The 25,585-nt window shown below is 59.0% G+C and carries 31 protein-coding genes; 23 read left to right on the forward strand and 8 right to left on the reverse strand.

The window, feature by feature from the left end; genetic code table 11:
• The first annotated feature begins 1 nt into the window (after position 1).
• The 5 genes from ACJ8PE_RS03635 to ACJ8PE_RS03655 are packed head-to-tail and all read left to right on the forward strand — an operon-like array spanning position 2 to position 5,531.
• The gene (locus ACJ8PE_RS03635) at positions 2 to 1,690 is read left to right on the forward strand and encodes an ABC transporter substrate-binding protein (protein ID WP_033650918.1); all 1,689 of its coding nucleotides are present in this window, start codon (positions 2 to 4) and stop codon (positions 1,688 to 1,690) included.
• 48 nt (positions 1,691 to 1,738) lie between these two features.
• Positions 1,739 to 2,695, forward strand: coding sequence for an ABC transporter permease (locus ACJ8PE_RS03640; RefSeq protein ID WP_004934604.1), 957 nt, complete (start codon positions 1,739 to 1,741; stop codon positions 2,693 to 2,695).
• A 4-nt stretch (positions 2,696 to 2,699) separates the two neighbouring features.
• Positions 2,700 to 3,590 carry an oligopeptide ABC transporter permease gene (gene opp4C / locus ACJ8PE_RS03645; protein ID WP_404768854.1) on the forward strand — a complete coding sequence of 297 codons (891 nt, stop codon included), beginning with the start codon at positions 2,700 to 2,702 and terminating at the stop codon, positions 3,588 to 3,590.
• Positions 3,587 to 4,573: an ABC transporter ATP-binding protein gene (locus tag ACJ8PE_RS03650; protein WP_197793512.1), complete on the forward strand. Its 987-nt coding sequence runs from the start codon at positions 3,587 to 3,589 to the stop codon at positions 4,571 to 4,573. Before opp4C ends, ACJ8PE_RS03650 begins: the two co-directional genes overlap by 4 nt.
• Positions 4,563 to 5,531, forward strand: coding sequence for an ABC transporter ATP-binding protein (locus ACJ8PE_RS03655; RefSeq protein ID WP_197794777.1), 969 nt, complete (start codon positions 4,563 to 4,565; stop codon positions 5,529 to 5,531). Before ACJ8PE_RS03650 ends, ACJ8PE_RS03655 begins: the two co-directional genes overlap by 11 nt.
• A gap of 2 nt (positions 5,532 to 5,533) precedes the next feature.
• Here the strand turns inward: ACJ8PE_RS03655 and ACJ8PE_RS03660 are convergent, their stop codons facing one another.
• Positions 5,534 to 6,508 (reverse strand): alpha/beta hydrolase, encoded by a 975-nt coding sequence (locus ACJ8PE_RS03660; protein WP_033643407.1) that lies wholly within the window; start codon positions 6,506 to 6,508, stop codon positions 5,534 to 5,536.
• Between the two features lie 675 nt (positions 6,509 to 7,183).
• Here ACJ8PE_RS03660 and ACJ8PE_RS03665 point away from each other — a divergent pair.
• The 6 genes from ACJ8PE_RS03665 (at position 7,184) to ompC (ending at position 14,995) form a co-directional block, all read left to right on the forward strand.
• Positions 7,184 to 8,398 (forward strand): aspartate aminotransferase family protein, encoded by a 1,215-nt coding sequence (locus tag ACJ8PE_RS03665; RefSeq protein ID WP_015378175.1) that lies wholly within the window; start codon positions 7,184 to 7,186, stop codon positions 8,396 to 8,398.
• A gap of 52 nt (positions 8,399 to 8,450) precedes the next feature.
• A complete protein-coding gene (gene astA / locus ACJ8PE_RS03670; RefSeq protein ID WP_004934585.1) occupies positions 8,451 to 9,485 on the forward strand; it encodes an arginine N-succinyltransferase in 1,035 nt (344 codons plus the stop codon).
• Entirely contained in the window at positions 9,485 to 10,957 is a 1,473-nt protein-coding gene (astD, locus tag ACJ8PE_RS03675; protein WP_404768927.1) for a succinylglutamate-semialdehyde dehydrogenase, read from the forward strand. Before astA ends, astD begins: the two co-directional genes overlap by 1 nt.
• A gap of 52 nt (positions 10,958 to 11,009) precedes the next feature.
• Positions 11,010 to 12,350, forward strand: a complete 1,341-nt coding sequence (astB, locus tag ACJ8PE_RS03680) for an N-succinylarginine dihydrolase (protein WP_197759731.1) — start codon at positions 11,010 to 11,012, stop codon at positions 12,348 to 12,350.
• A 10-nt stretch (positions 12,351 to 12,360) separates the two neighbouring features.
• Entirely contained in the window at positions 12,361 to 13,344 is a 984-nt protein-coding gene (astE, locus tag ACJ8PE_RS03685) for a succinylglutamate desuccinylase (protein ID WP_197793515.1), read from the forward strand.
• A gap of 568 nt (positions 13,345 to 13,912) precedes the next feature.
• Positions 13,913 to 14,995, forward strand: coding sequence for a porin OmpC (gene ompC, locus ACJ8PE_RS03690; protein ID WP_033650925.1), 1,083 nt, complete (start codon positions 13,913 to 13,915; stop codon positions 14,993 to 14,995).
• 82 nt (positions 14,996 to 15,077) lie between these two features.
• Here ompC and ACJ8PE_RS03695 read toward each other — a convergent pair whose 3' ends face one another.
• Together ACJ8PE_RS03695 and ACJ8PE_RS03700 are read right to left on the reverse strand one after the other, a co-directional pair.
• Positions 15,078 to 15,302, reverse strand: a complete 225-nt coding sequence (locus ACJ8PE_RS03695; RefSeq protein ID WP_197759733.1) for a biofilm development regulator YmgB/AriR family protein — start codon at positions 15,300 to 15,302, stop codon at positions 15,078 to 15,080.
• Between the two features lie 121 nt (positions 15,303 to 15,423).
• Positions 15,424 to 15,615 (reverse strand): YebW family protein, encoded by a 192-nt coding sequence (locus tag ACJ8PE_RS03700; protein WP_004934567.1) that lies wholly within the window; start codon positions 15,613 to 15,615, stop codon positions 15,424 to 15,426.
• A gap of 226 nt (positions 15,616 to 15,841) precedes the next feature.
• Here ACJ8PE_RS03700 and lysM point away from each other — a divergent pair, with 226 nt between their 5' ends.
• The 5 genes from lysM to ACJ8PE_RS03725 all read left to right on the forward strand — a co-directional run bounded on the left by lysM (position 15,842) and on the right by ACJ8PE_RS03725 (position 18,724).
• On the forward strand, positions 15,842 to 16,288 hold the full coding sequence (gene lysM, locus ACJ8PE_RS03705; protein ID WP_015378169.1) for a peptidoglycan-binding protein LysM: 447 nt from the start codon (positions 15,842 to 15,844) through the stop codon (positions 16,286 to 16,288).
• 263 nt (positions 16,289 to 16,551) lie between these two features.
• Positions 16,552 to 16,707: a hypothetical protein gene (locus ACJ8PE_RS03710; RefSeq protein ID WP_162882310.1), complete on the forward strand. Its 156-nt coding sequence runs from the start codon at positions 16,552 to 16,554 to the stop codon at positions 16,705 to 16,707.
• Between the two features lie 23 nt (positions 16,708 to 16,730).
• Positions 16,731 to 16,895, forward strand: a complete 165-nt coding sequence (locus ACJ8PE_RS03715; protein WP_162837199.1) for a hypothetical protein — start codon at positions 16,731 to 16,733, stop codon at positions 16,893 to 16,895.
• Positions 16,896 to 17,001: 106 nt separating this feature from the next.
• Positions 17,002 to 17,943 (forward strand): pirin family protein, encoded by a 942-nt coding sequence (locus ACJ8PE_RS03720; protein ID WP_197793516.1) that lies wholly within the window; start codon positions 17,002 to 17,004, stop codon positions 17,941 to 17,943.
• A gap of 427 nt (positions 17,944 to 18,370) precedes the next feature.
• Positions 18,371 to 18,724 carry a DUF1304 domain-containing protein gene (locus ACJ8PE_RS03725; protein WP_197793517.1) on the forward strand — a complete coding sequence of 118 codons (354 nt, stop codon included), beginning with the start codon at positions 18,371 to 18,373 and terminating at the stop codon, positions 18,722 to 18,724.
• A 25-nt stretch (positions 18,725 to 18,749) separates the two neighbouring features.
• On the opposite strand, the gene ACJ8PE_RS03730 is transcribed toward ACJ8PE_RS03725, so the two are convergent.
• Entirely contained in the window at positions 18,750 to 19,136 is a 387-nt protein-coding gene (locus ACJ8PE_RS03730) for a helix-turn-helix domain-containing protein (protein WP_004927697.1), read from the reverse strand.
• A gap of 444 nt (positions 19,137 to 19,580) precedes the next feature.
• Positions 19,581 to 19,793 carry a YccJ family protein gene (locus ACJ8PE_RS03735; protein WP_004927694.1) on the reverse strand — a complete coding sequence of 71 codons (213 nt, stop codon included), beginning with the start codon at positions 19,791 to 19,793 and terminating at the stop codon, positions 19,581 to 19,583.
• Between the two features lie 188 nt (positions 19,794 to 19,981).
• On the opposite strand from ACJ8PE_RS03735, the gene ACJ8PE_RS03740 reads away from it, so the two are divergent.
• The gene (locus tag ACJ8PE_RS03740) at positions 19,982 to 20,221 is read left to right on the forward strand and encodes a DUF2766 family protein (RefSeq protein ID WP_033643399.1); all 240 of its coding nucleotides are present in this window, start codon (positions 19,982 to 19,984) and stop codon (positions 20,219 to 20,221) included.
• 40 nt (positions 20,222 to 20,261) lie between these two features.
• Here the strand turns inward: ACJ8PE_RS03740 and ACJ8PE_RS03745 are convergent, their stop codons facing one another.
• Positions 20,262 to 20,495 (reverse strand): YobH family protein, encoded by a 234-nt coding sequence (locus ACJ8PE_RS03745; protein ID WP_197759734.1) that lies wholly within the window; start codon positions 20,493 to 20,495, stop codon positions 20,262 to 20,264.
• Between the two features lie 161 nt (positions 20,496 to 20,656).
• Between ACJ8PE_RS03745 and ACJ8PE_RS03750 the strand changes: the two genes are divergently transcribed.
• Positions 20,657 to 20,815, forward strand: coding sequence for a PhoP/PhoQ regulator MgrB (locus tag ACJ8PE_RS03750; RefSeq protein ID WP_004927688.1), 159 nt, complete (start codon positions 20,657 to 20,659; stop codon positions 20,813 to 20,815).
• Positions 20,816 to 20,896: 81 nt separating this feature from the next.
• On the forward strand, positions 20,897 to 21,172 hold the full coding sequence (locus ACJ8PE_RS03755) for a YebO family protein (protein WP_033643394.1): 276 nt from the start codon (positions 20,897 to 20,899) through the stop codon (positions 21,170 to 21,172).
• A 38-nt stretch (positions 21,173 to 21,210) separates the two neighbouring features.
• On the opposite strand, the gene fos is transcribed toward ACJ8PE_RS03755, so the two are convergent.
• Positions 21,211 to 21,618: a fosfomycin resistance glutathione transferase gene (fos, locus tag ACJ8PE_RS03760; protein ID WP_033643393.1), complete on the reverse strand. Its 408-nt coding sequence runs from the start codon at positions 21,616 to 21,618 to the stop codon at positions 21,211 to 21,213.
• 169 nt (positions 21,619 to 21,787) lie between these two features.
• Between fos and ACJ8PE_RS03765 the strand changes: the two genes are divergently transcribed.
• The 3 genes from ACJ8PE_RS03765 to ACJ8PE_RS03775 all read left to right on the forward strand — a co-directional run bounded on the left by ACJ8PE_RS03765 (position 21,788) and on the right by ACJ8PE_RS03775 (position 23,939).
• Positions 21,788 to 22,090, forward strand: coding sequence for a phage protein NinX family protein (locus ACJ8PE_RS03765; protein ID WP_033643391.1), 303 nt, complete (start codon positions 21,788 to 21,790; stop codon positions 22,088 to 22,090).
• A 75-nt stretch (positions 22,091 to 22,165) separates the two neighbouring features.
• Entirely contained in the window at positions 22,166 to 22,402 is a 237-nt protein-coding gene (locus tag ACJ8PE_RS03770; RefSeq protein WP_025303167.1) for a DUF4060 family protein, read from the forward strand.
• Between the two features lie 175 nt (positions 22,403 to 22,577).
• Positions 22,578 to 23,939, forward strand: coding sequence for an amino acid permease (locus ACJ8PE_RS03775; protein WP_033643390.1), 1,362 nt, complete (start codon positions 22,578 to 22,580; stop codon positions 23,937 to 23,939).
• Positions 23,940 to 23,979: 40 nt separating this feature from the next.
• Here ACJ8PE_RS03775 and ACJ8PE_RS03780 read toward each other — a convergent pair whose 3' ends face one another.
• Entirely contained in the window at positions 23,980 to 24,270 is a 291-nt protein-coding gene (locus ACJ8PE_RS03780) for a hypothetical protein (RefSeq protein WP_033643389.1), read from the reverse strand.
• A gap of 221 nt (positions 24,271 to 24,491) precedes the next feature.
• On the opposite strand from ACJ8PE_RS03780, the gene ACJ8PE_RS03785 reads away from it, so the two are divergent.
• Positions 24,492 to 25,526, forward strand: coding sequence for an MBL fold metallo-hydrolase (locus ACJ8PE_RS03785; protein WP_197759736.1), 1,035 nt, complete (start codon positions 24,492 to 24,494; stop codon positions 25,524 to 25,526).
• Positions 25,527 to 25,585 lie beyond the last annotated feature (59 nt).

Consider the following 25,585-nt stretch of genomic DNA (forward strand, 5'->3'; position numbering starts at 1 on the left):
GGTGAGTGGAATAAAAAATAAGCTAAACAAACTGTTGCGCTATCGGCTGACGCCGCTGGCGTTGGTCTGCGCGCTGGGGCTGAGCGCCGCCGCGCAGGCGGAAACGCTGGCCGAAGGCATTACGCCGGCCAGCGACGCCGCTCGGGTGCCGGCCGCCGCCAAACTGCGCAAAGATACCGTCGTGGCGGGCATCTCGGAGCCGCAGGGGATTTTCAACCCGTATCTGTTCACCAACGGCTGGGACGAGAACGTGACCGACGTAATCTTCAGCCGGCTGATCGGCCTGGACAGCCAGGGCAAACCGGAAGGGCGCCTGGCGGAGTCCTGGCAGGTCAGCCCCGATAATCTGACCTACACCATCAAGCTGCGGCCGAATCTGGTCTACAGCGACGGCTCGCCGCTGAAGGCCGACGATATCGCCTTTACCCTGACGCTGCTGCATGACCCGGCCTATGACGGCGATACCGATATCACGCCGGCGCACATTCAGGGCGGCGCCGAGTATAAAAACGGCACCGCGGCCGGCATCAGCGGGCTGAAGGTGATCGACGATCGCACCATTCAGATCGTCACCACCCAACCGGGCGCGACCACGTTGCAACTGATTGGCGGGCCGGTATTGTCGCGGGCTTACTACGGCAAAGACTATCAGCGCGGCAAGCTCGACGGCGTGCGCGCCTTGAACGGCAAGCCGCTCGGCAACGGCCCCTACATTTACGACAAGTACGTGCCGGGGCAGGAAATCCGCTTCCACGCCAACCCGAACTTCTACCTCGGCCCGCCGCCGATGGCGCGCTTTATCTATCGCGTCACCAACCCGGCCACCAACTTCCAGCTGTTCCAGACCGGTGAGACCGACTACGACGCCTTTACCGCCAAGCCGGACGATATCGAACAGCTCAAGCTGCTCGGTTTCGCCAATATCAACCTTTACAGCTCGAGCGATTACAGCCGGGTTGATTTCAACCTCAGACGCCCGGCGCTGCAGGACAAGCGGGTGCGTCAGGCGCTGATCTACGGCCTCGATCGGCAAAAACTGATCGCCGTGGTGTACCAAGGGTACGGCAAGGTCGCCAACCAGCCGATTTCGCCGATCTCCTGGGCTTACGACGCCAACGGCATCAATCCTTACGCTTACGATCTCGATAAGGCCAAAAAGCTGTTGGACGAGGCAGGCTGGCAGGTGGGCGCTGACGGCATCCGGCAGAAAGACGGTAAAAAGCTGGAGCTGACGCTACTGGTGACCAAAAAGCTGATCAACGACGCGCTGGTGCCGATCGCCAAGGATAACTACCGCCGGCTCGGCGTGGTGCTGAAACCGCAGGTATTGGATTTCAACGCGCTGCTGGCGCAGCGCAAGGCGGGCAATTACGACCTGGCGTCTCTCAGCACCAGCACGCTGAACGATCCGCACGACGGCGTACGCGACTTCATCAGCCGCGAGAGCGAGACCGGCTATCACAACCCGCAGGTGGACGCGCTGATCGCCAAAGCCAATGCCACGCTGGATATCGCGCAGCGTAAGCCGCTGTACCATCAGCTGTATCAGGTGCTGGCGGACGATCCGCCGGTGATCCTGCTCGGCAACCGCGAAATCTTGAGCGCCAGCAGCGCGCGCGTCACCGGCTTTAAACCGGATATCTACAACGGACTGGTCGGCAGCCTGCCGAACGTCAAACCGGCGCCGTAACGCCCCGATGCCGCCGCGCCATTCCGGGCGGCGGCGATGGAATTCGCGATGAGAAATTTTATCCTGCGCCGTTTGTTGCAGACTATCCCGATGCTGTTGCTGGCTTCATTGCTGATTTTTTGCATCTTCGCCCTAGCGCCCGGCGACTTTATCGACGGCAATATCAACCTGACCGCGCAACGCGCCGCCGAGCTGCGGGCGCTGTATGGGTTGGATCAGCCCTTGTTCAGCCGTTACCTGCATTGGCTTGGCCGGCTGTTGCAGGGCGATCTCGGCTTCTCGCTGCAGTATCAGATCCCGGTCAGCACGCTGCTGAATCAATACATCTGGAACTCGTTCCTGCTGGCGGCGGTGGCGATGGTGCTGTATTGGGGCATCGCGCTGGCGGTGGGAGTGATCTCGGCGATGAAACCCTATTCGCTGTTCGATCATCTGATCACCGTGGCGGTGTTCGCCGCCATGTCGTTTCCGACGTTTTTCCTTTGCCTGTTGCTGATCAAATGGTTCGCCGTCGATCTGCACTGGTTGCCGGCGGGCGGCATGTTGCGCACCGGCAGCGAAGCGAGCGGGCTGGCCTGGGCGCTGGAGGTGGCGGCGCACCTGCTGTTGCCGGTGCTGGCGCTGGTGATGCTGCAGGCCGGCAGCCTGACGCGCTATTTTCGCGCCAGCATGCTGGAGGTGATCCGCATGGACTATATCCGCACCGCGCGCGCCAAAGGGCTCAGGGAGAAAACGGTGATCCTCAAACACGCGCTGCGCAATGCGCTGTTGCCGATCATTACCCTGCTGGGGTTCGAGCTGCCGGGATTGTTCTCCGGCGCGCTGATCACCGAAAAAATCTTCAACTGGCCGGGCGCCGGGCATATCCATATCGATTCGCTGGCGGCGCGCGATTATCCGGTATTGATGGGGTTCACGCTGTTTCTGGCGGCGCTGACCATTCTCGGCAATCTGCTGGCGGACATTCTGTACGCCTACGCCGATCCACGCATTCGCTTGAGGTAACACGATGTGGGTAACGCTGTTTTTCGGGCGCCGTCGCCGCTGGCGCCGTCTGCGCCGCCACCGACCGGCGATGATCTCGCTGGCGTTGCTGGTGCTGTTGGCGCTGCTGTGCCTGATTGGGCCGTCGCTGTCGCCGTGGCCTGACGACGCCGGCGATGTGCTGAATATCAATCAGGCACCGAGCGGCGCGCACTGGTTGGGCACCGACTTTCTCGGCCGCGATATTTGCACCCGGCTGCTGCTGGCGGGGCGGATATCGCTGACCATCGGCCTGGTGTCGATGCTGCTGTCGGTGACGCTGGGCTATGTGCTGGGGGCGCTCGCCGGTTATCTGGGCGGCGTGGCGGACAGGCTGATCATGCGCTTCGCCGATCTGCTGATGACCATTCCCGGCCTGCCGCTGCTGATCATCATGGGGGCGATGCTGACCGAACTCGACGTGTCGCCGGACTACCGTATCTACATGGTGATGATCATGCTGAGCCTGCTGGGCTGGCCGTCGCTGGCGCGGCTGGTGCGCGGCCAGATCCTGTCGCTGCGCGAGCGGGATTTCATGTTGGCCACCGAAGTGCTGGGGCTCTCCACTCGGCGGCGCCTCTTCGGCCATCTGTTGCCCAATACCGTGCCGATTTTGGTGGTGGTCGCCACCATGGCGGTGGCCAACGCCATCCTCAGCGAGTCGGCGTTGAGCTACCTTGGGCTGGGCGTGGTGCCGCCGACGCCGTCGTGGGGCAACATGATGGACGCCGCCAATAGCCTGATCGACTTTCAGCGCCGCCCCTGGCTGTGGATGCCGCCGGGGCTGGCGATCTTCGTCACCGTGGTGGCGATCAATATCTTGGGCGACGGCCTGCGGGACGCGCTCGATCCGAAAATGAGCGGGGTAAAACGATGAGTCAACCGCTGGTGGCGTTCGACCGGCTGTCGGTGTCGTTTCATGGCGAGCAGGGGCCGGTGCGGGCGGTGCAGCAGGTCAGTCTTGTACTGCAGGCCGGGCAAACGCTGGGGATCGTCGGCGAATCGGGCTGCGGCAAAAGCGTGACCGCCATGGCGCTGATGGGGCTGTTGCCGCAGTCGCTGGCGCAGATAGACGGCGGTGAGATTCGCTTTGAAGGGCAAAACCTGCTGTCGCTGCGGGCATCCAAGATGGCGGATCTGCGTGGCAACCGGCTGGCGATGATCTTTCAAGAGCCGATGAGCGCGCTGAATCCGGTCTTGACCCTCGGCGAACAGCTGGTGGAGCCGCTGATCAGGCACTTGCTTCTGTCGCCGAAAGCGGCCTGGCGTCAGGCGATTCAACTCTTGACGGAAGTGGGGTTGGCGCGCGCGGAGGCGCTGATGCGCTGCTACCCGCATCAGCTTTCCGGCGGCATGCTGCAGCGCGTGATGATCGCCATGGCGATCGGATGCCGGCCGGCGCTGCTGATCGCCGACGAACCGACTACGGCGCTCGACGTTACGGTGCAGGCGCAGATCCTGGCGTTGCTGCGTGAGCAGAGCCGGCGACACAACATGGCGATGATCTTGATCACCCACGATCTCGGGGTGATCGCCCAGATGGCCGATCGGCTGGCGGTGATGTACGCCGGGCGCGTCGTCGAGCAGGGAACGACCCGGGAAGTGCTGGACGAGCCGCGGCATCCCTATACGCAGGGGCTGATCGCCTCGCGGCCGGTGCCGGGGCAGCGGCGACGCCGCTTGTACTCCATTCCCGGTCAGGTGCCGGATCTGGCGCGGCTGCCGGAGTATTGCGCTTTCGCCGAGCGCTGCGCGCAGGCCTCCGCTCGCTGCCGCGACGGCATTCCGCCGCTGTACGGCTCCCGTCAGCGTCAGTCCGCCTGTTTTCTCAATGCCGGAGGGCATCCGTATGTCGACTGAACCTTTGGTGGAGGTAAAGGGGTTAAAGAAATATTTTCCTCTACGCGACGGGCTGTTCGGGCGCACCACCGGCCAACTGAAGGCGGTGGATGATGTCAGCTTCAGCATCCGCAAGGGGCGCATTTTCGGGCTGGTGGGTGAGTCCGGCAGCGGCAAAACCACCGTTGGCCGCACGCTGCTCGGCCTGCACGACAAAACCGCCGGCGAGGTGCTGTTCAAAGGGCAGGCGTTGGACGGCCTGAGCAAGGACGCGTTACGCGCCCTGCGGCCGAAAATGCAGCTGGTGTTTCAGGATCCTTACAGCTCGCTGAATCCGCGCCTGCGCGTGGGCGACGCCATTGGGGAAGCGCTGTTGCAACACGGCCTGGCGAGCAAGGCGGAACTGCGCGAACGGGTGCTCGATACCCTGGCGATCTGCGGGTTGTCCTCACAGCATTACGGGCGGTTTCCGCATGAGTTTTCCGGCGGTCAGCGGCAGCGTATCGGCATTGCGCGCGCGTTGATCCTGCAACCGGAATTTATCGTCGCCGATGAGCCGATATCGGCGCTCGACGTGTCGATTCAGGCGCAGATCATCAATCTGTTTTCCGATTTACAGGAGCGGCAGGGGGTGACGCTGCTGTTTATCTCGCACGATCTCGGCGTGGTGGAGCATCTGTGCCAGGATGTGGCGGTGATGTATTTGGGGCAGATCGTTGAGAGCGCCGATCGCGATGCGCTGTTCCGCCAACCGCTGCATCCCTACACGCAGGCCTTGTTGGCGGCGGTGCCGACGCTGGATGCGCAACGCGTGCCGGCGTGGGTGGCCGGCGGCGAGCCGCCGAACCCCGCCAACCCGCCGCGCGGCTGCCGTTTCCATCCCCGCTGCCCGCTGGCCACGGCGCAGTGCCGCGAACAGGCGCCGCAGCTGCGCAGCGTGGCGCCCGGTCATCATGTGGCGTGCCATGTTGTCGGCTAGCGTCAGGACAGGTAGTGTTTCAACGCGCGCCCGGCCTGGTGGATCGCCGAATGCACCGCCGGGACGTGGGCGAGCGGGTTCAACAGGCCGTAGTCGTGGATTAGCCCGTTGTAGCGGGTGGAGGTGACCTCGACGCCGGCGGCGTCGAGCAGACGCGCGTAGGCTTCGCCCTCATCGCGCAGCACGTCCAGCTCGGCGGTCTGCACCAGCGCCGGCGGCAAGCCCCGCAGCTGTTCCGGCGTAGCGTTGAGCGGCGAGGCGTAGATGTCTTTGCGCTGCGCTTTATCGGGCGCATAGCTGTCCCAAAACCACTTCATCATATTGCGGGTCAGGAAATGGCCTTCGGCGAACTGATGGTAGGAATCGGTATCAAAATGGGCGTGCGTAACGGGCCACAGCAGGATCTGGCAACGCAATGCCGGTAGGCCTTTTTCTTTGGCCATCAGGCTGACCACCGCCGCCATATTGCCGCCGACGCTGTTGCCGACCACCGCCAGCCGTGAACCGTCGACGTTGATTTTTTCGCCATATTCGGCCACCCATTCCGTGGCGGCGTAAGCCAGATTGATCGCCTGCGGATAGTGCGCTTCCGGTGAGCGGGGGTAGTTGACGAATACCGCCGCCGCGCCGGAGCTGTAAACCAGATCGCGCACCAGCCGTTCATGGGTGGGAAAATCGCCCAGCACCCAGCCGCCGCCGTGAAAGAACATGAATACCGGCAATGTCTCCTTGACCCTGGCCGGCCGCACCAGCTGCAGCAGAATATCCTGGCCTTCTACGTGAATGGTTTTCTCGCTGATCTCCACCTCGCGCAGCGGCACGTCTACGCTGCGCTGCGCCGCTTCCAAAACTCTGCGCGCCTCTTTGGGCTTCATTTGTTCCATAGGTTTACCGCCGGCGGCATTCAGCGTCTCGAGAAACGCGCGGATGTCGTGCTGGAGGAGAGGCCGGCTGAGATCGACGGTTCGTTTGGGCATGGTGACTCCTTGTGCGCAGAAGAAAAAGTGCGGTCAGAATCACAGTGTAGTCGTTGGCGCATAAAGCGGGAGCCACGGCCGGCGGCGATCGGCGCGGTTCGTTTTGCGGGGTGCTGCCGATGGAATAGGCGCTTCGTCGCCGCATTGCCCGATCCTGGCGCAGCGCTGCACCGGGTTGGGGCAAAAAGTGTGATGGCGAGCAAATCGGATGAAATTATTTTTGCGAGCGTGATCAGAAATCCTGAAGTTTTTCGCAATTGAATAGGATTTCGCGAGCAATGATGATTTTAGGCCTTATTTTTTAAATTATGCATTGCAAATGCATATAAAATGAATAAATATGCATTATAAGCCGTTGTTTTAACGTAAAAAATAGCAAAATCCGGCAAAAATCCCGTTTTGGCACGATAGCTGCTCTACACTCTTTATCAAACGACATGTATTTTAACTGCTCGTTAACATTTACTCCCCGCTCAGGGACCGGATAAGCGCCATAAATAGTGAAAAACCGATTTTATGTAACAGATTTGTTTCTAAATCAGCGGTGAGAGACAGCATTTTCTCCGCCGGGAAAGTCGGTTTTGAACAGCGGTTTTTTTGCATTGTGGCGGCCTAGCCGGGCTTGCGCGGTCCTTACAGTCAAAATTCAGCCTTTGCTGAGATTATGAGGTCACTATGGAACAGCCAATCGCAGTTACCCGCCAGTCTTTCGATGACTGGATGGTCCCGGTTTATGCCCCTGCCGATTTTATTCTGGTGCGGGGTGAAGGATCGCAGGTGTGGGATCAACAGGGTAAGTCTTACATCGATTTCGCCGGCGGCATCGCGGTTAACGCGTTGGGCCATGCGCACCCGGCGGTCAAGGCGGCGCTGGTGGAGCAGGCGGGCAAACTGTGGCATCTGGGCAATGGCTATACCAACGAACCGGTGCTGCGCCTGGCCAAGAAACTGATCGACGCCACGTTCGCCGACAAGGTGTTTTTCTGTAACTCGGGGGCAGAAGCCAACGAAGCGGCGCTGAAACTGGCGCGCAAACATGCGCACGACCAGCACGGCGCCGGTAAAGATCAGATTGTGGCGTTCAACAACGCGTTCCACGGCCGTACGCTGTTTACCGTGTCCGCCGGCGGCCAGCCAAAATATTCGCAGGACTTTGCGCCGCTGCCGGGCGGCATCACCCATACGCCGTATAACGATCTGGCCGCGGCGGCCGAGCTTATCAACGATCGCACCTGCGCGGTGATCGTCGAGCCTATCCAGGGCGAAGGCGGCGTGCTGCCGGCGGAAGCCAGTTTCCTGCAGGGGCTGCGTGAACTGTGCGATCGCCATAACGCGCTGCTGATCTTCGACGAAGTGCAGACCGGCGTCGGCCGCACCGGCCACCTGTATGCCTATATGCAGTACGGCGTGGTGCCGGACGTGCTGACCACCGCGAAAGCGCTGGGCGGCGGCTTCCCGATCGGCGCCATGCTGACCACCGATGCGCTGGCGAAAACGCTGGGCGTCGGCACTCACGGCACCACCTACGGCGGCAACCCGCTGGCGACGGCGGTGGCGGGGGAAGTGTTCTCCATCATCAATACCCCGGAAGTGCTGGAAGGCGTCAAGCAGCGCCACCAGTGGTTCATCGACGGGTTGAACGACATCAACCGTCAGTATCCGATCTTCGCCGAGATCCGCGGCGGCGGTTTGCTGATCGGCTGCCAACTGAAGAAAGACTATGCCGGCAAAGCGAAGCAGATCACCCAACTGGCCAACGAAGAAGGCGTTATCGCGCTGATCGCCGGCCCGGACGTGGTGCGTTTCACGCCGTCGCTGATCATCCCTGAGCAGGATGTGAAAGAGGGGCTGGCGCGATTCGCGCGCGCCGTGGCGCGCATTTGCAGCTAATCAGCGGGCTGCGCCTTCATCGGCGCAGCCTGATTCAGAAGAGGTTCGCATTATGATGATTATTCGCCCTATAGAGCGCCGCGATTTGGCGGATTTGCTGACGCTTGCCGGCAAATCCGGTATCGGTCTCACGTCGCTGCCGCAAAATGAAGATACCCTGTCGGCACGCATTGAGCGGGCGTTAAAAACCTGGCAAGGCGAACTTCCGCAAAGTGACCAGTGTTATTTGTTCGTGTTGGAAGACAGCGAGCGCCGGCAGGCGGTGGGGGTCTGCGCGATCGAAGTGGCCGTCGGCCTGGCGGAACCCTGGTACAGCTTCCGCGTCGGCACGCAGGTACATGCCTCCAAACAGCTGAACGTCTATAAATCGGTGCCGACGCTGTTCCTCAGCAACGACCATACCGGGCATTCGGAACTGTGCACGCTGTTCCTCGATCCGGACTATCGTCACGGCGAGAACGGCAAGCTGCTGTCGAAGGTGCGTTTCCTGTTTATCGCCGCGTTCCGTGAACGCTTCTCCCGCCGTCTGATCGCCGAGATGCGCGGCTTCTCAGATGAAAACGGCCGTTCACCGTTCTGGGAGAGCGTCGGGCATCGTTTCTTCTCCATCGAGTTCGCCAAGGCGGACTACCTGAGCGGCACCGGACAAAAGGCGTTTATCGCCGAACTGATGCCGAAACATCCGCTGTATGTCGATTTCCTGGCCGAAGACGCGCAGAAGGTGATCGGTGAAGTGCACCCGCAAACCCTGCCGGCGCGCCGCCTGCTGGAGGCGGAAGGCCTGAGCTATCAGGGCTACGTCGATATCTTCGACGGCGGCCCGACGCTGGAAGCCGAAATCGACCACATCCGTGCGGTGAAGCAGAGCCGCTTGGTCAAAGTGGTGCTGGATGACACGCCGATGCGCGCCGATGCGCCGGTCCATCTGGTCGCCAACGACAACTATCAGAATTACCGCGCACTGTTGGTCAATGCCGATCTGTATGACGACCGCCTGCATATCAACGCCGCCACCGCTGCGGCGCTCGGCGTCGAGCAGGGCAGCCCGGTGCGGGTACTCCCCCTTATTGCACAGGAGAAAGCATGATGTCCCATCCTGCACTGTTGATTAACGGCGTCTGGCGGCAGGGCGGCGGCGCGGAGTTCGGCAAGGCCGATCCGGTCGGCAATCAGCCGCTGTGGCGCGCCAACGCCGCCGACGCCGATGACGTCGCCGCCGCCTGCGAAGCCGCGCGCGCCGCATTCCCCGGCTGGGCACGTACGCCGTTCGAGCAGCGCGAACAGCTGGTGAAACGCTTCGCCGCTTTGCTGGAAGAACATAAACAGTCGCTGGCGGAAACCATCAGCCGCGAGACCGGCAAACCGCGCTGGGAAACCCTGACCGAAATTCAGGCGATGATCGGCAAGGTGGGCATTTCACTGCAGGCCTATCAGGCGCGCACCGGTTTTAGCCAGACGGCGATGGCCGACGGCGCTTCGGTGCTGCGCCATCGCCCGCACGGCGTGCTGGCGGTGTTCGGGCCTTACAACTTCCCCGGCCATCTGCCGAACGGCCATATCGTGCCGGCGCTGCTGGCCGGAAACTGCGTGGTGTTCAAGCCGAGCGAACTGACGCCGCTGACCGCCGAGGAGACCCTGAAGCTGTGGCTGAAGGCCGGTCTGCCGGACGGGGTGATCAATCTGGTGCAGGGTGGCCGGGAAACCGGCGAGGCGCTGGCCGCCAGTGCGGATATCGACGGCCTGTTGTTCACCGGCAGCGCCGGCACCGGTTACCACCTGCATCGCCAATTGGCGGGGCAGCCGGAGAAGATCCTGGCGCTGGAGATGGGCGGCAACAACGCGCTGATCGTCGATGGTTTCGAGGATCGCGACGCGGCGGTCAACCTGGCTATCCAGTCGGCGTTTATCTCCGCCGGCCAACGCTGCACCTGTTCACGCCGCATTTTGGTTAAGCAGGGGGCGGAAGGCGACTCCTTTATCGCGCGTTTGGTTCAGGTGGCGGGCGAGCTGCGCGTTGGCCGTTGGGATGCCGAACCGCAGCCGTTCATGGGCGGCGTAGTGTCGGCGGCCGCGGCGGAAAACATGCTGAAAGCGCAGCAGCGCTTGCTGGCGCTGGGCGGTAAATCGCTGCTGGCCATGCGTCTGCTGGAGCCGGGCAGTTCGCTGCTCAGCCCGGGCATCATCGAGCTGACCGGCGTGGCGGGCGTGCCGGATGAAGAGTACTTCGGGCCGTTGACTACGATCGTGCGTTACCGCGATTTCGACGAGGCCCTGCGGCTCGCCAACCAGACGCGCTATGGCCTGTCGGTGGGATTGGTCTCGCCGCAGCGCGAGCTGTTCGAGAGGCTGCTGCTGGAAGCGCGCGCCGGCATCGTCAACTGGAACAAGCCGTTGACCGGGGCGTCCAGCGCGGCGCCGTTCGGCGGCGTGGGGGCTTCCGGCAACCATCGCCCAAGCGCCTTCTATGCGGCGGACTATTGCGCCTGGCCGATGGCGTCGCTGGAAAGCGAAAGCCTGTCGCTGCCGGCGACGCTCTCGCCGGGCTTGTCGTTCCGTTAATCGTCTGCGGCGGCGTCATGGCGTCGCCGCAGGCCATCCCCAGGGGATAGCCATGTCAGGATATGAAGTCAATTTCGACGGTTTGGTGGGGCCGACGCACCACTATGCCGGGCTGTCGTTCGGTAACGAGGCCTCTACGCAGCATCAAAACAGCGTATCGAACCCGAAGCTGGCGGCGAAGCAGGGGCTGCTGAAAATGAAGGCGCTGGCCGATCTCGGTTTCCAGCAAGGGGTATTGCCGCCGCAGGAGCGGCCGCATTTGCCGATGTTGCGTCGCCTGGGTTTCAGCGGCAGCGATGAGGCGGTGCTGGCGCAGGCGATGCGTCAATCGCCGCGTTTGCTGTCGGCGCTCAGCTCGGCGTCCTGCATGTGGACCGCCAATGCGGCCACGGTGTCCCCCTCGGCGGACAGCGCAGACGGCAAGGTGCATTTCACCGCCGCTAACCTGAACAATAAATTCCACCGCGCCATTGAAGCGGAAACGACCACCGACGTTTTGCGGGCGATGTTTAACGACGACCGGCATTTCGCCCACCATGAAGCGCTACCGCAGGTGGCGTTGTTCGGGGACGAAGGGGCGGCCAACCATAACCGGCTGGGCGGCGATTATGCCAGGCGCAGCGTGCAGGTGTTCGTTTACGGTCGCCAGGAGTTTGGCGGCGAAACGGCGCCGGCGCGTTATCCTGCGCGCCAGACGCGCGAAGCCGGTGAGGCGATCGCTCGCCTGCACCAATTGGACGAGCAGCATACGGTCTTCGTGCAGCAAAACCCGGCGGTGATCGACCAGGGCGTGTTCCATAACGACGTGATTGCGGTCAGCAACCAGAACGTGCTGTTCCACCACCAGCAGGCGTTTTACCGCCAGCAACAGGCGCTGGATGAAGTGCGCCGCAAGATGGCGACGCTGGACAGCGAGCTGGTGGCGATCGAAGTGCCGACGGAGCGCGTCTCGGTGGCGGACGCGGTGGCGACTTATCTGTTCAACAGCCAAATTCTCACCAAGCGGAACGGCAAGATGATGATCGTGGTGCCGGAAGAGTCGCGCCAGCATGCCGGCGTGTGGCGTTATCTGAACGAGATGGTCGGCAGCGGCGGCCCGATCGATGAAATCCGCGTGTTCGATCTGCGCGAAAGCATGCGCAACGGCGGCGGCCCGGCCTGCCTGAGGCTGCGGGTGGCGCTCAACGATCAAGAGCTGCGGGCGGTGAATCCGCGCGTCATGATGAACGATCGGCTGTTCGCGACGTTGAACGAGTGGGTGGATCGTCATTACCGCGATCGCCTGACGCAGGATGACCTGGCCGATCCGCTGCTGCTGCGCGAAGGGCGCGAGGCGTTGGATTCGCTGACGTCGATCCTCGGTCTCGGGTCCATCTATCCGTTCCAACGTTAAGGGAGGCTGCATGATCGATCTACTGCCCCTGACGCTGGAGGGGAAAGAACCCGCCGAATGGCAGGGCGAAACGCCGCAGCTGCGCTGGCGTTGGCTGGGGGAAGGGGTGTTGGAGCTCACGCCGCGGCAGCGTTATCGCCAGGCGTTGGTGGTGTCGGCGGGCGTACACGGCAATGAAACCGCGCCGATTGAACTGCTCAGTCAGTTAATCGGCGATCTGTTGAGTGGCCGCTTGCCGCTGGCGGTGCGGTTGTTGGTGGTGCTGGGCAACCCGGCGGCGATGCGGGCGGGCAAGCGCTATCTGCACAGCGACATGAACCGCATGTTCGGCGGCCGCTACCGCAACTTCGCCGCCAGCGGGGAAACCGCGCGCGCCCAGCAGTTGGAGCGCACGCTCGCCGCCTTTTTTGATGGCGAACAGGCGGCGCGTTTCCATTACGATCTGCACACCGCCATTCGCGAGTCGCATTTGCCGCGCTTTGGCATTTTGCCCTTCCAGAAGCGCCCGTACAGCGAACCGATGCTAAAGCTGCTGGATGCCGCCGATCTGGATGCGCTGGTGGTACACAGTGCGCCGGGCGGGACTTTCAGCCACTATTCCAGCGAGCATCTCAATGCGGCGAGCTGTACGCTCGAGCTGGGCAAGGCGCGGCCGTTCGGCAGCAACGATCTGCAACAGTTCGCCGCCATCGATCGCGCTCTGCGGGCGGCGGTCAGCGAGAGGCCGTTGCCGGAGCGCTCGGGCGAGGCGATCCGGGTATTCCGTGTGATGCACTCGTTGATCAAACACAGCGAGGATTTCAAGCTGCATCTGGATGATGACACCGCTAACTTCACCGAGTTGAAACCGGGGATGTTGCTGTGCGAGCAGCCGCAGGAGGAGTATCGCGTGGGCGAAGAGGGCGCGTGGATACTGTTTCCTAACCCCACTGTGGCGCTGGGCCTGCGCGCCGGCATGCTGTTGAGCGAAGTTTCCCGTTCTACGCTGTATTGATTTATCCTCGGCGGCGCCGTCAGCGCGCTGCCGTTTATTCCTTTCATTATTTTAATCTGCTATTTCCCGCTATTTAAATGGCCATAAATCGAATTTTATTCGTCCTATAGGGATTTCTTTACGTGAATGAATAAAGGCCGTATTCAGCCGTTATCGGAAAGCCTTAATTGCCTGGTGACTTTGTTAAGATAAAAATGTGAAATAAGTAACGTTTTTAATAACCATGCTAATCTTGTTGTTACTTTTGAATCGCGCAGAAAGCACGCAAAACGAAACCAAAATGCACTAAATTGGTGCGTTGCACCGTTTTGGTTATAAGTTATGTGATAAAAATTTCTTATATTCAATGGGTTATCTGTTCTCTTTTTTGAAATATATAGTTACAAATAAACATGCTTTCTCCTCGTTGTTTCATGAACTTTTTGATTTTAAGTTTTGATTCATGATGCTAATGTCACATCACCCCAGCATTAGGGGAGCTCATAAAATACCAAAAGATAAAATCACAGCCCAAATTATAAATTGGGCGTGACGGGCAGGGTTCTAATTATAATATCTAGGAAAATAAATGATGAAACGCAGTGTATTAGCCTTAGCTGTCGCCCTCGGGGCGGTCACCTCCTTCGCCAACGCGGCTGAAATCTACAATAAAGATGGCAATAAACTCGACCTGTACGGCCGCGTTTCGGCCAAACACGTTTTCAGTAAAGATAAAAGTGAAGACGGAGATAAAACGTACGTTCGTCTGGGCTTTAAAGGCGAAACCCAGATCAACGATCAGTTGACCGGTTACGGCCAGTGGGAATACAACGTTCAGGCCAACCACGATGAAGCGCAGGGCACCACCGGCACCAAAACCCGTCTGGGCTTCGCCGGCCTGAAGTTCGCCAACTATGGCTCGTTCGACTACGGCCGTAACTACGGCGTGGTGTACGACGCCGAAGCTTATACCGACATGCTGCCGGAATTTGGCGGCGACTCCTACAGCTACACCGACAACTACATGACCGCGCGCTCCAACGGCCTGGCGACCTACCGCAACCGTGACTTCTTCGGTTTGGTGGAAGGCCTGAATCTGGCGTTGCAGTACCAGGGTAAAAACGACGGTGACGGCCGCAGCGTGACCAAGCAAAACGGCGACGGTTACGGCATGTCTCTGGACTATCAGGACATCGGCGGCACCGGCATCGGCGTCGCGGCGGCGTTCTCCGATTCCAACCGCACCAGCGCTCAGAAAGCGTTGCAGTACGGTAAAGGCGACAAGGCCACCGCCTGGACCACCGCAATCAAATATGACGCCAACCAGGTCTATCTGGCGGCCATGTATGCTGATACCCGCAACATGACGCCGATCAGCGGCAATGGCGTCTCCGGCTTCGCCAACAAAACGCAGAACTTCGAAGTGGTGGCCCAGTACCAGTTCGAAAACGGTCTGCGTCCGTCTCTGGCCTACGTGCAGTCAAAAGGCAAGGATATTGAAGGGATTGGCGACGTCGATCTGGTGAAATACGTGGAAGTGGGCGCGACTTACTACTTCAACAAAAACATGTACACCTACGTCGACTACAAGATCAACCAGTTGAACGACGACAACAAACTGAAGCTGAGCACTGACGACATCGTTGCCGTCAACCTGACCTACCGCTTCTAAGCTGCAATTCCATTACCCTCATCCTGTGTCGGGATCGGTAATCAGGCAGGGCGCAAGCCCTGCCTTCGTTTGTATCGCGCGCTCAGCCTTTTGGCGCCAACCCCACCAGCTCGATGGCCGAACGCAGCGCGGCAAACCGCTGCTGATCCTGCTCTCGCTCTATCTCTGTCACCAGCTGCGAAAGAAGATTGCCGCCGGATACCTTTTTATGGTTTTTGATTAACTGCAACACTGCGTCGCCTAACGCCAGGCTGACGTTGCGCAGCAGAATTTCATATTGCTCGTTGGAATGAGCCGATGCTGACATGACCTTTCTCTGTCTTTCTTCTTCGGGAGCCGCAATTTAGCAAAACAGCGGCCTTATGCCTCGGAGGAAGATGCAGTTTCCGATGAAATCAGAAATTCCTCAGCATCAGGCGGGGAGGGGATCAAAAATCCGAGTATTCGCTGGCCGGCAACCAGAAGCCGTCAATAAATTCTTCCATGGGATAACAGCCGGCGTGACGCAGGTTCTGTTCCTTCATTGCCACCAGGCATTGCGGTTCGTCGCGCAATATGTCCACCACCATTTCACTGCAGCCGCCATCCAGATAACAGACAAACATCACCAATGCGTACATCTTGCAGCCTCCTTCGTCGAGCCGCCTTGTCTGCAACAGTGTAGGTAAAAAAGCGCGATTTTTCAGCATCATTGCGCGATAAAACGCCAATGAGGCGCCGCAGACGGCACTTTCGGAATTCTCCAGCCGTTTCTGGGGGCGAGAGCGGATGGCAGATCCTTTTGACGATGCTAAGCTTAACAAGCCTTACATCAACGCATTAGTGCAACCATCAAAAGGAGTGAATATGGGCTTGTTTAACTTTGTCAAAGAAGCGGGCGAAAAACTGTGGGACACAGTCACCGGCAATGCCTCCGCCGAAGATCAAAGCGCCAAACTCAAGGAGCATCTCGATAAGAGCGGCCTGCCGGGCACCGACAAAGTCAATGTGCAGGTGGTCGATGGGAAAGCGGTGGTGACCGGCGATGCCGTCAGCCAGGAGCTGAAAGAGAAGATTCTGGTGGCGATTGGCAACGTAGCGGGCATCAGCGGTGTGGAAGACAAGGTGGCGGTAGCGCAATCCGACGCCGAGAGCCGCTTCTATACCGTGAAGAAGGGCGATACGCTGAGCGCAATCTCCAAAGAGATGTACGGTAACGCCAATCTCTACAACAAAATTTTCGAAGCCAACAAGCCGATGCTGTCGAGCCCGGACAAGATCTATCCGGGACAGGTGCTGCGTATCCCGCAATAACGCCTCTGTCTCCCCTGGCCCGGCGATGTGCCGGGCTTTTTTTTGCCTCCGCTATAAGCATCTCTTATTTCCCTTCTCTCTAAATAAAAGTTACACATACCGTGTGCCTGCGCTCGCCGGCCCGCGGCGGCGGTGTTGACCCTGGGGGGGAAAGTTGGTAGCGTCATGGCCCGGTTGCGGACTGAGCAGCCGAAGGGGGATTTCGCTCCCCCATTCTGAGGGGGTGTCTTGCCCCATCAAACAGCAATGCAGCAGTTGAACGAGTGAAAGCCGATTTAGTGAAACAGCAGCGTAACGCCTTGACGGATAAAAACTACAGAGAAACCTTGGGTGATGCGCAATTTGCGATCGTCGTTTTGGCGATTGCGTCCTGCTCACTGATCATTTTTACGTTGGCGGTCACGCTGTGGCTGACCTGACGTCATTAACTAGGGGAGAGAAAATGGAGCCCAATCTCCACGATGAAACCAAACTGTTGGCGATTATCGGCCTGTTGGTTTCTGTACTGCTGGTCGTGTCGATTCTCTTCGGAGTGACTTATTTCTCCGATCTCAGGCATGCCCACGACGATATCGATATTAAAAGCTGCTACATCAAAACACCTTAATCCGCGTGAGCGCGGCTGAGCGTCGTCGCTCTCCAGGGGGCGTTGTCCTGTGCTAAGCTGGGGCGATTATCCTTGGCGAATCGGCGCCATTCAGGAGGTCTTTGCGATGAGTCAGTCCCGTCCTACGCGCTTTTCACCCTCACGCGAGTGCCCTGTCGTTGACGGCGCGCGCCAGATCCAGCGCATTGCCGTGCGCAATGCCGAAGTGGGCGGCATTCCTATCAACCGCGCGTTGCCAACTCGGGAGCGGCGCACCGTCGGCGCCTGGTGTTTTCTCGATCACGCTGGCCCGACGGTATTCAACGGCACCGCGCCCGGCATGGACGTAGGGCCGCATCCGCACACCGGTCTGCAAACCTTTACCTGGATGATCGAGGGTGAGGTGCTGCACCGCGATAGCCTCGGCAGCGAACAGTTGATCCGTCCGGGGCAGGTCAATCTGATGACCGCAGGGCACGGCATCGCGCATACGGAACAGTCGGTGGGCGAGGACCGACGACTGCACGCCGCACAATTGTGGATTGCGTTGCCGGCCGAATATGCCGACATGGCGCCGCGATTCGATCATTATCCCGATTTGCCGCAGTGGCGGAATAACGGCGTGAATCACCGTTTGCTGGTCGGGGAATTTGGCGCTTATCGTTCACCGGTGTTTACTCTTTCGCCATTAATCGCCATTGATATGGAATGGCTAGAGGCGGCGACGGCGCAATTGCCGCTGCGCGATGATTATGAAATCGGCTTTTTGCCCCTGATTGGTGCATTTGAACTTAATGGTGAAACATTTTCACCTGACGCATTCGCCTATTTAGGCATGGGTAATAACTCTATTGAGTTAAATGCAGAGAAGGGCTGCCGGGGATTATTAATCGGTGGGGCGCCGTTAAATGAAGAGATCCTTATCTGGTGGAACTTCGTTGGCCATACCAAAGCGGAAATTATTCAGGCTCAGCGCGACTGGGAGCAGGAAACGGATCGTTTTCCGGCGGTCAGCGGTTATTCCGGTGAGCGCATGGCCGCGCCACGCCTGCCGTGGAGCGAAGTTTGATAGCGTTAGGATATAATCACCGAGATTATTCGACTTATTTCGCTCTAATAACGCGCAATAAATGTGATCGCGGCTCCAGCTTCACGACAATATAAAGTTTCTCAACGAAATAGTGATCTGACGCATATAATGATAAACGGAAGAAGATTAGGATAATCCTCAGGAAGTCAGGTTGTCTCCCGTTAGTCTGATGTCAGTGAGGTCATTATGAGCCAAGTTCTTTATCGTGCAAGACTGTCCCATGTCGTGGTTGCCACGGCGCTGTTTTGGGTCTCTGTCGCGGCATTGTTGGTTGCCGTATTACACTAACCTCAAAAAATGACTCCTGCATAAACCCGCTTCGGCGGGTTTTTTTATCTTGGATGGTGAGCGATATTCACCCATCACTTATACTTGACGGCATCCCCATTTCGCTATTTGGATAATCATGAAGCTCATTGCCGACATTGCTCTGCTGCTTATCGCGGCGCTCCACCTTTATATCCTGGTATTGGAAATGTTCCTGTGGCGCGCGCCGATCGGCAGGCGAGCATTCGGGACGACGGCGGAGTTCGCCGCGGCCACGCGGGTCTTGGCCGCCAACCAGGGGCTGTACAACGGTTTTCTGGCGCTGGGCCTGGTATGGGGCTATTGGCGTGAAGATGTGGCGCTGCAGCTGTTCTTTCTCGGCTGCGTGCTGGCGGCCGGCGTGTTCGGCGGGCTGACCGCCAGCCGCAAGATCCTGTGGGTGCAGGCGTTGCCGGCCGCGATCGCGCTGCTGGCGGTCTGGGGCGCGCGTTAACCCGCCGGTTGACGGCGGGCGAAAATCAGGCGGATTTTTGGTGAATGACGTGCAGCGGCGGATCGATGTGCAGATCGACACTCAGATCCTGGCGGAAATCGTAAGGCGTGATATTAAAACGCTTTCTGAACATGTAGGTGAAGTGGGACTGTGAGCCGAAGCCAAAGTCCAGGGCGATATCGAAAATCGACGCTTCACTGCTGCGCAGTTGATAGACCGCGCCGGCCAGACGGCGTTCACGAATGTATTTGCCCAGCGAAATCCCTGTCGCTTCTTTGAACAGCTTCTGCATGTGCCACAGCGAGTAGCCGGAGTACTCGGCCAGCTCTTCGAGATGGATCACTCGTCCGAGGTGAGTTTCGACCCATTTGCTGAGGGCGCAGACCAATGAGAGATGGTGTTCTTGTATCATCAGTGCGTCAGTGTGAGATCTACATAGCGGTGAAGTATACACAACTTGCCGCCGCGGACAAAAAACGCCGCCGATGACGGGGCATGATTCGGAAAAACCGTTGAACCGCCGCTTGTCAGCCGAAAGGAAAAACGGCTAATCTGAGACTGTCGCCGCCGCGGTGGGTGACGCGGAGAAGACCGCAGCAAGAACCGCCAAAACAGAGTCAGCCGTAACAACTCAACGTTGATGGGGTGATCGCATGTTAATGACAGTGATTATTACTCTGGTTGTAATCGTGGGCGTCGGCGCTTTTATGGCGACGCCGGTGATGAGGATGAAAAATGCGGAAGGTGTGGGAGGTGAAGAACCGTGAAAGCAAGCAGAGATGCACGCCGCTGAGCGGGGTGAGCGCTAATCGGGAAAGCCTGGGCCAGAAACCCGGGCTTTTTGTTGCCTGGCGGCTTAAACGTTTTTACGCTCGACGGTTTCCTCTCCCCAATAAAGCTGGTCTGCGGTGGTTTTGGCAAAAGCCTTTTCCAGCGCTTCATCGCTGCCTTCTTCCCAGATCTTCTGCGCCAACACTTCATCGTTCCCTGCCAGTTCAAAAATAGCTTCGGCAATTTCCACCGAAGTTTCACGCACTGTTGCCCAGGATTTCACATTGTGATTCGCCATAACTATCTCCTGTTGGTTGTGGCTTAGGTTACGGATGTTTTTATCACCGTCATGCTGCAAGTATAGGCTAATCTGCCGCGGGCTTTTGCCCGGCGGTGCGCAGAATGGGGAAAAAGGCGGGGAGGGCGGGCAATGGCGCAGGCGGCATGCTATTCTGTGCGGCGTTTGAATCAAGAGGGAAAGTTATTATGTCTGACATGCTGAGCAACGAGCAGGAATTGGCTTCCGATCTGGTCGCTTGCCAACTGGTCATTAAACAGATTCTGGACGTTATCGACGTGATTGCGCCGACCGAAGTGCGCGACAAGATGGCAGGCCAGCTCAAAAGCATCGATTTCTCCACGCATCCCGCCGGCGCCGATCCGGTAACCCGCAGAGCGATTGACAAGGCGATTGCGCTGATCGAGTTGAAGTTTACCCGCGATTGAGGCGGAGCCGCCGCAGAGCGACGGCGTCGGGCGGTGGCGGTTAATCCACCACCGTTTCGATTTTCTTGAACAGCGGGCAGTCGGCCACGCCGATGAGACCGTTGTCGCCATTGACGTACTGGGCGATCGCCACGTTGCGCGCCGTCAGGTATTTGCACTGCAATCCCAATCCGCCGACGTTCTTGTTGCTGCCGATCAGCACGCCGTAGCCCGAGATCAAAAAGCCGCCGTAAATGACCGCCAATACCAGTACCCACTTAATCAGTCTGCTCATTGCGTTTCCTCGTTATCCCTGAGGGTTCATCTAGCCACGGCGCCAGCGCGAGGGCAAGGGTAACAGTCTGAAAACCGGACGATAGCCAGAAATCTAAACGACAAGTTAAACTTCGTTTAACTTTGCTGTGATAACATGCGCGATAGACCATCCTGATAACAATGAGGCTGCTAAATTTGTTGCGAAAAAAAATCCTCGTGATAATGACGGCTGTCGCTGCCTGCCTGTTTTTCTACCTGTTGGCGCTGGACAGTTATTGCGACGATGGTGGAAATTTTGCGCTGGGCATCTGTTCGGTGACGCGCTTCGTACCCTGGTAAGCAATTTTTGGCAGGGATGTTCGCCCGGCCGCCGCGAGTGTTAAGATGGCGGCCTGAATTTCGCAGTAGATAGGGTTGTCCATGTACGATTTAGGTTTTGGCCAGAACGGCCTGTTGTCGTTGGCTCTCGCCGCCGTGGCGTTGCTGGTGGGGCTCTGGGTTTGGTTCCTGGTGAACCGCGCCAGCGTGCGCGCCAACGAGCAGATTCGCCTGCTGCAGGAAATTGCCGAGCAGCAACGGCAACAAACGGCGCTGTTGAAGCGTTTGGCGCACAGCGCTCGCGCCGACGGCGGCGATGCTGATGACGACGATCTCAGCCCCGCGCTGGATTTTAAAGGTTTTATCCCCGAACGTTGAACACCCTGCTCCGGCCGGCGCTGCGCCGCCGGGGCGCTTCAGTAAAATACCATGCCCTGATACGGTTTTTCCCGGCATGCCGCCAGGCGGCTGGCCAGATCGCCAGCATGGATCTCCAACTGATGCCCATCAGGATCGAGAAAATAGAGCGACTCGCCCTCGCTGCGATTGCTTTTCCACTCTTCTGCGCCGCTCTGGCGCAACCGCTCGCTGACCCGTTCAATGTGTTCCGGCGCGACGCTGAAGGCGTAATGGGTGTAATCACGCGCCCGTGGTTGCGTGCGGGCCTCATCCAATGACAGGCACAGCCACAACGCCCCCAACGACAGATAGGCGCCGCCTTGCCAGCGGGCGTGAGGGGTGAACCCCAACAGATGGCGGTAAAAATCGAAGCTGCGATCGAGATCGCTGACGGCGAGCGTCAGGTGATTGAGGCCGGTCAACATGCGTGCGTTTCCTGGGCGCTAAACAGACGAAAAGTGTACGCAGAAGGGGAGAAAAGTTAAAGGGGGCGAAACATTAGTGCAGATAATGTGAAAACCGGCGACGCTGTCATAAAACTGTCTTACAGACATCGTAATGTAGCGCGAACCTTACAAAAGATGGATAAAGCCGATGATTAAATGGTACGAAGAAAGCGATGCCGAAGTGAACCGCAGCATTGCGCTGCTGACCGGGGAGAACCCGGACAAGTGGTATCCCTACGGCGGCGTGAAAGGTAAAGATTACTGCAAGAATCCCTCCGACGCCTGGCCGATCATTTGCGCCAACAAAATCAGTCTGAACCCCGACAACCACAGCGACAGCCCACAGTGGCAGGCGCGCATGAGCACCCAGGGCGGTGAATGGCAGGCCGACAGCGCCAGCCCGCTGCGCGCGGCGATGATCTGTTTTCTAATGAGCCGACAAGCTAACTGATTCGCAAAAATACCGGTGATTGGTAAGAGTTTCTCCTTTTTCTAATAACAGAGCTGTCGTTGGCGGAGGCTGTTTATGAAGCGCATTATCAAAGGTGATAAAAACTTGTCTCATCTGGTGATTGCCCATGCGGCGATCGATCGTCATGCCGAAAGCTTCGGCCAGCGCCGTCAGGGCTGGCCCTCGACCTATCTGATAAAATATCAAAACGATCGCGTGGCGGTGGAAGTGGTTACGCGTCGCCAATCTTATGTCGCCACGCTGATGATCGGCGCGCGCAACCTGACCAAACTGTGCGGTATGCCTGGCTGAACGCCGCCGTTACCCGCTCTACCTCGGTTAAAAAATCGCGCTCCGGTCTGCCGTCTCGGGGCGCTACTCCTTGATGCTCACGGGGTTAAGTGTTAAAAAGCCGCCCGCAGATACATTTATTGATTGGTGAAATCTTGGCCGATAACGGCAAGGAGGTACGCCATATGAGGATAAGATGGGCGGTCAGCATCAGGATACCCCGCTAAAACGCGGATTAAAAAACAGACACATACAGCTTATTGCCCTCGGGGGCGCCATCGGCACCGGTTTATTTCTCGGCATTGCGCAAACCATTAAAATGGCCGGTCCCGCCGTGCTTTTGGGCTACGCCATCGGCGGTTTTATCGCGTTTTTGATCATGCGCCAGCTGGGCGAAATGGTGGTGGAGGAGCCGGTCGCCGGATCTTTCAGTCACTTTGCCTATAAATATTGGGGTGATTTCGCCGGCTTCCTTTCCGGCTGGAACTACTGGGCGATGTTCATTCTGGTCGGCATGGCGGAATTGACCGCCGTCGGCATCTACATTCAGTACTGGTGGCCAGAGATCCCCACCTGGGCGTCCGCCGCGCTGTTCTTTGTGTTGATCAATCTGATCAACCTGGTGAACGTGCGCCTGTACGGCGAAACCGAGTTTTGGTTCGCCATCATCAAGGTGGTGGCGATTGTCGGCATGATCGTGTTTGGCGCCTGGCTGTTGGCCAGCGGCAACGGCGGGCCGCAGGCCAGCATCACCAACCTGTGGCAGCAGGGCGGCTTTATGCCGCACGGCTTCTCGGGGCTGGTGATGGCGATGGCGGTGATCATGTTCTCGTTCGGCGGGCTGGAGATGGTGGGCATCACCGCGGCGGAAGCCGCCGATCCGCGTCGCAGCATTCCTAAAGCGACCAATCAGGTGGTGTACCGCATTCTGATTTTCTATATCGGTTCGCTGACCGTACTGCTCTCGCTTTATCCGTGGGGGCAAGTGGTGGAGGGCGGCAGCCCGTTCGTGCTGATCTTCCATGCGCTGAACAGCAATCTGGTGGCGACGGTGCTCAACGTGGTGGTGCTGACCGCCGCATTGTCGGTCTACAACAGCGGCGTTTACGCCAACAGCCGCATGTTGTTCGGGCTGGCCAGCCAGGGCAATGCGCCGAAAGCGCTGACGCGCGTCAACAAGCGCGGCGTGCCGGTGCTGTCCATCGCGCTGTCGGCGCTGATTACCTCGATCGGCGTGTTGATCAACTATCTGATGCCCGGCAAGGCGTTTGAGCTGCTGATGGCGCTGGTGGTGTCCACCCTGGTGATCAACTGGGTGATGATCTGCCTGGCGCACCTGAAATTCCGTGCGGCGAAGAACCGTCAGGGCGTCATTCCGAGCTTTAAGGCGCTGTGGTATCCGTTCGGCAACTATCTGTGCCTGGCGTTCCTCGGCCTGATTTTAGTGATTATGTATTTCAGCGAAGGGATCCGCATTTCGGTGCTGTTGATGCCGGTGTGGGTTGCAGTGCTGTGGGGCGGATTCATGCTGACGCGCCGCAAAGGCGCCAAGCGTTAATCTGCGCGCGGAGGCGTATTGCGCCTCCGCGCTCTTCTCGTCAGCTGCGCGGCATAAAGGCGCGCCCCTCACCGTCACCCCGTCCCAGCAGTTTCCGGCACAGCAGCAGCAGGGTGCTGATGACGTCGATGGTCACCACGCTGAGCATCAGCAGGGTCAGCATGAAGAACCCGAGCAGCGAACCGCCAAGCAGCACCAGCGGTGCAGGCACGCGCACGCGGCGCAGCTTCATGGCGAAATACATTTTCCAGTATTGCTTCTGCGCCAGCAGCGCGCTGCGAATACGGCGCCCCAGGCCTGCGCCTGATTTGCGGGATGTCGAACGACTCATAACTTCTCCTTTTCTGTATGCCCTACAAGTCAATCACAAAGTTCTTAAGAGAGTCTTAACGGGCTCTTGGCGGCCCTGGCTGTCTCACCGAAGTGAGACAACAGCATACGGCAAAAGCTCCCTCAATGCAGCGCACGGCTGACGAAGTGCGAGCTTCATCGGGTTTGTTACACTGAAAGTCATGCCCGTGCAGGGCGCTGAGGGTCGGGAGAAGACGCTGGATGAAAAGAATCAACCGTTATTACGACGCGGCCAAGGCGCATCACACGCCGGAGGGATTTTGCAACCCGGAACCTTCGCGGCGTCAGGAGGGGGATCTTCAACGTTGGCAAGATGAGCGCAAGCGCCAGGGGTTGCCCAAGCCGCCGCAGCAGGGCTACGCGCAATTTACCGAACGCTGGTGGCAGCCGGCCGATCTCAGCGGCAGTGGCGACAGCGTCTGGTGGTTGGGGCATGCCTCGATGCTGCTGCGGTTGAGCGGGCGCTATATCCTGATCGATCCGGTGTTGTCCCAACGCGCATCGCCGCTGAGCTTTTACGGCCCGAAGCGCAGAACGCCGCCGCCGCTGACGGTGGAGCAACTGCCGGCGGTGGATGCGGTGCTGATCTCCCATAACCATTATGATCACCTTGACAGGCGCACGGTGCGGCAATTGGCGCGGCGTTTCCCTCAGGCCGAGTTCATCGTGCCGCTCGGCTTGAAGCGCTGGTTCCGCCGTTATCGGCTGAAGGTGCATGAGCTGGACTGGTGGCAGAGTCTGCCGTTGGGCGAGCTGACGGTCTACGCCACGCCGGCGCGGCACTGGAGCATGCGCACGCTGTGGGATCGCAATCGCTCGCTGTGGTGCGGCTGGGTGATCCACCATCCGGCGCTGCGGTTTTATTTTTCCGGCGACAGCGGCTATTCGGAACGGTTGGCGGAGATCGGTCAACGGCTGGGGCCGTTCGACGTGGCGGCGCTGCCCATCGGCGCCTATGCGCCGCGCTGGTTTATGCAGGAACAGCATATGGATCCGCAGCAGTCGGTGACGCTGTACCGTCAACTGAATCAGCCGCGCGCCATTCCCATTCATTGGGGGGTGTTCGAATTGGCGGATGAATCGCTGGACGAGCCGCCGCAGCAGTTGAACCTGGCGTTGAGTGAAGCGGGGCTGGAGCAGCATCAATTCCATCCGCTGAAGATTGGCGAGCGCATCGCGTTGCAGGGCTCACCGTCTGCGTTACCTCATCACCCGGCGGCGCTGCGGGATGAATAAAACCAACGGTTTGAAAGCGCGGCTGTAATTAGCCGAATTGATAAGCGCGGGTGGTGATT

Origin of the sequence: Serratia sp. CY74737, assembly GCF_052166775.1 — a bacterium.
Lineage (GTDB): Bacteria > Pseudomonadota > Gammaproteobacteria > Enterobacterales > Enterobacteriaceae > Serratia > Serratia ureilytica.

Excerpts from the sequence above, each read along its gene's own strand:
- ACJ8PE_RS03640 (WP_004934604.1), top strand. The coding sequence starts at position 1,739 with ATGAGAAATTTTATCCTGCGCCGTTTGTTGCAGACTATCCCGATGCTG.
- opp4C (WP_404768854.1), top strand. The coding sequence starts at position 2,700 with ATGTGGGTAACGCTGTTTTTCGGGCGCCGTCGCCGCTGGCGCCGTCTG.
- ACJ8PE_RS03650 (WP_197793512.1), top strand. The coding sequence starts at position 3,587 with ATGAGTCAACCGCTGGTGGCGTTCGACCGGCTGTCGGTGTCGTTTCAT.
- ACJ8PE_RS03655 (WP_197794777.1), top strand. The coding sequence starts at position 4,563 with ATGTCGACTGAACCTTTGGTGGAGGTAAAGGGGTTAAAGAAATATTTT.
- ACJ8PE_RS03660 (WP_033643407.1), bottom strand. The coding sequence starts at position 6,508 with ATGCCCAAACGAACCGTCGATCTCAGCCGGCCTCTCCTCCAGCACGAC.
- ACJ8PE_RS03665 (WP_015378175.1), top strand. The coding sequence starts at position 7,184 with ATGGAACAGCCAATCGCAGTTACCCGCCAGTCTTTCGATGACTGGATG.
- astA (WP_004934585.1), top strand. The coding sequence starts at position 8,451 with ATGATGATTATTCGCCCTATAGAGCGCCGCGATTTGGCGGATTTGCTG.
- astD (WP_404768927.1), top strand. The coding sequence starts at position 9,485 with ATGTCCCATCCTGCACTGTTGATTAACGGCGTCTGGCGGCAGGGCGGC.
- astB (WP_197759731.1), top strand. The coding sequence starts at position 11,010 with ATGTCAGGATATGAAGTCAATTTCGACGGTTTGGTGGGGCCGACGCAC.
- astE (WP_197793515.1), top strand. The coding sequence starts at position 12,361 with ATGATCGATCTACTGCCCCTGACGCTGGAGGGGAAAGAACCCGCCGAA.
- ompC (WP_033650925.1), top strand. The coding sequence starts at position 13,913 with ATGATGAAACGCAGTGTATTAGCCTTAGCTGTCGCCCTCGGGGCGGTC.
- ACJ8PE_RS03695 (WP_197759733.1), bottom strand. The coding sequence starts at position 15,302 with ATGTCAGCATCGGCTCATTCCAACGAGCAATATGAAATTCTGCTGCGC.
- ACJ8PE_RS03700 (WP_004934567.1), bottom strand. The coding sequence starts at position 15,615 with ATGTACGCATTGGTGATGTTTGTCTGTTATCTGGATGGCGGCTGCAGT.
- lysM (WP_015378169.1), top strand. The coding sequence starts at position 15,842 with ATGGGCTTGTTTAACTTTGTCAAAGAAGCGGGCGAAAAACTGTGGGAC.
- ACJ8PE_RS03715 (WP_162837199.1), top strand. The coding sequence starts at position 16,731 with ATGGAGCCCAATCTCCACGATGAAACCAAACTGTTGGCGATTATCGGC.
- ACJ8PE_RS03720 (WP_197793516.1), top strand. The coding sequence starts at position 17,002 with ATGAGTCAGTCCCGTCCTACGCGCTTTTCACCCTCACGCGAGTGCCCT.
- ACJ8PE_RS03725 (WP_197793517.1), top strand. The coding sequence starts at position 18,371 with ATGAAGCTCATTGCCGACATTGCTCTGCTGCTTATCGCGGCGCTCCAC.
- ACJ8PE_RS03730 (WP_004927697.1), bottom strand. The coding sequence starts at position 19,136 with ATGATACAAGAACACCATCTCTCATTGGTCTGCGCCCTCAGCAAATGG.
- ACJ8PE_RS03735 (WP_004927694.1), bottom strand. The coding sequence starts at position 19,793 with ATGGCGAATCACAATGTGAAATCCTGGGCAACAGTGCGTGAAACTTCG.
- ACJ8PE_RS03740 (WP_033643399.1), top strand. The coding sequence starts at position 19,982 with ATGTCTGACATGCTGAGCAACGAGCAGGAATTGGCTTCCGATCTGGTC.
- ACJ8PE_RS03745 (WP_197759734.1), bottom strand. The coding sequence starts at position 20,495 with ATGAGCAGACTGATTAAGTGGGTACTGGTATTGGCGGTCATTTACGGC.
- ACJ8PE_RS03750 (WP_004927688.1), top strand. The coding sequence starts at position 20,657 with ATGAGGCTGCTAAATTTGTTGCGAAAAAAAATCCTCGTGATAATGACG.
- ACJ8PE_RS03755 (WP_033643394.1), top strand. The coding sequence starts at position 20,897 with ATGTACGATTTAGGTTTTGGCCAGAACGGCCTGTTGTCGTTGGCTCTC.
- fos (WP_033643393.1), bottom strand. The coding sequence starts at position 21,618 with ATGTTGACCGGCCTCAATCACCTGACGCTCGCCGTCAGCGATCTCGAT.
- ACJ8PE_RS03765 (WP_033643391.1), top strand. The coding sequence starts at position 21,788 with ATGATTAAATGGTACGAAGAAAGCGATGCCGAAGTGAACCGCAGCATT.
- ACJ8PE_RS03770 (WP_025303167.1), top strand. The coding sequence starts at position 22,166 with ATGAAGCGCATTATCAAAGGTGATAAAAACTTGTCTCATCTGGTGATT.
- ACJ8PE_RS03775 (WP_033643390.1), top strand. The coding sequence starts at position 22,578 with ATGGGCGGTCAGCATCAGGATACCCCGCTAAAACGCGGATTAAAAAAC.
- ACJ8PE_RS03780 (WP_033643389.1), bottom strand. The coding sequence starts at position 24,270 with ATGAGTCGTTCGACATCCCGCAAATCAGGCGCAGGCCTGGGGCGCCGT.
- ACJ8PE_RS03785 (WP_197759736.1), top strand. The coding sequence starts at position 24,492 with ATGAAAAGAATCAACCGTTATTACGACGCGGCCAAGGCGCATCACACG.